At 72.6% G+C, this 1548-nt stretch carries 2 protein-coding genes; both read left to right on the top strand.

Annotation, left to right across the window (positions count from 1 at the left end):
* Positions 1 to 657: cation:proton antiporter (locus tag GT042_RS18855; protein ID WP_202533147.1), on the top strand; the 657-nt coding region annotated here is incomplete at its 5' end.
* A gap of 85 nt (positions 658 to 742) precedes the next feature.
* The coding region (locus GT042_RS18850) for an NDP-hexose 2,3-dehydratase family protein (protein ID WP_237530934.1) at positions 743 to 1548 on the top strand (806 nt) is incomplete at its 3' end.

Raw genomic sequence — 1548 nt, 5'->3', positions numbered from 1 at the left:
GCCGGTACGGGCACACCGCCGGGCCACCGTGCGGCGCCCACCGCCCTGTTGCTCTGTCTCGCCTGCGGGGCGGCCGCGGTGACCTCGGTGATCGGCCTGCACCCGGTGATCGGGGCCTTCCTCGCCGGGGCGGCCTGTCCCGCCGGTCCGGCGTCGCTGGACGCGGCGGCCGACCGGGTGGCCTCGTTCTCCGGCGGCCTGCTGCTGCCGTTCTTCTTCCTCGGGTTCGGGCTCTCGGCCGACCTCGGGGCGCTGCCGTTCGACGCGGACACCCTCGTGGTGGGCGGCGCGCTGCTGGCGGTGGCGATGCTCACAAAGATCCTCGGGCCCGGCCTGTGCGCCCGGCTGACCGGCATGGGCCGGCGTGACGCGCTGAGCCTCGGCGTCCTGCTGAACGCCCGTGGCCTGACCGAGCTGGTGGTCCTCGGCATCGGCCTGGAGGCGGGCATCATCGACGAGCGCGTCTTCGCCATCCTCATCGTCATCACCCTGCTGACCACGGCTCTCACCGTTCCCCTGCTGCGGCTGCTCGGCCACGCCCGGCCGGCGCCGTCGGCCGGACCGCCGGAACCGGTACGGGAACAGGCGACGGAGTCGAGGGCCCACGGGGTTCCCGCCGTGACACCGCCGCCGAGCACCCGCGCCGGCCACCCATGACGGGGTACGGGCGCCTTCCGAACGACCTCGCTTCCCACCGACCCCACTCCGGCCGCCCGGCCGCCCCAACCGTTGCGGAGAAGCCATGGAAGAGCTGTCGCAAGCCCTGTTGGCCGGCCGGTCGCCGGCCGACGTGCCGGGACCGTCCCTCGGACGGCGCTTCATGCTCTCCCTGGCCGCCGAGGACAGCCCGCACTTCCCGCTGAGCGGCTTCCACGACTGGTACGCCGAGCGCTGCGCGCGCCGTTTCAAGGTCTCCCGGATCCCGTTCGACGCGCTGGACCAGTGGTACTCCGAGCCCGACAGCGGCAACCTGCGCCACCGTACGGGCCGGTTCTTCTCGATCGAGGGGCTGCGCGCGGAGGACGGCGACCGCGTCACGGCGGGCGACGCCCGGCCGATCATCGTCCAGCCCGAGATCGGCACCCTCGGCCTGCTGGTACGGGAGTTCGGGGGCGTCCTGCACTTCCTGATGCAGGCGAAGATGGAGCCGGGGAACATCAACACCGTGCAGCTGTCGCCGACCGTGCAGGCGACCCGCAGCAACTACACGCAGGCACACGGCGGTTCGGTCGTCCGTCACCTGGAGTACTTCGCCCGCCCGGGCCGGGCCGAGGTGCTGGTGGACCTCCTCCAGTCCGAGCACGGTTCGTACTTCCTGCACAAGCGCAACCGGCACATGGTCGTGGAGACCACCGAGGACGTGCCGCCCCACGGTGACTTCCACTGGCTGACGCTCGGTCAACTCCGTTCACTCATGCGGCGGCAGCACGTCGTCAACATGGACTCCCGGACGGTTCTGTCCTGCGTCCCGATCGACTCGGCGGGCTTCGCGCCGGCGGGCGCCGCCGGGTTCGGCGCGGCCGTCCTGCACTCGCTCAGCCCCGCGGC

It is taken from the genome of Streptomyces sp. SID3212 (assembly GCF_009865405.1).
Taxonomy (GTDB): Bacteria; Actinomycetota; Actinomycetes; order Streptomycetales; family Streptomycetaceae; genus Streptomyces.
The sequence above is the reverse complement of the archived record's forward strand: the minus strand, read 5'-3'. Positions and strand labels throughout refer to the sequence as shown.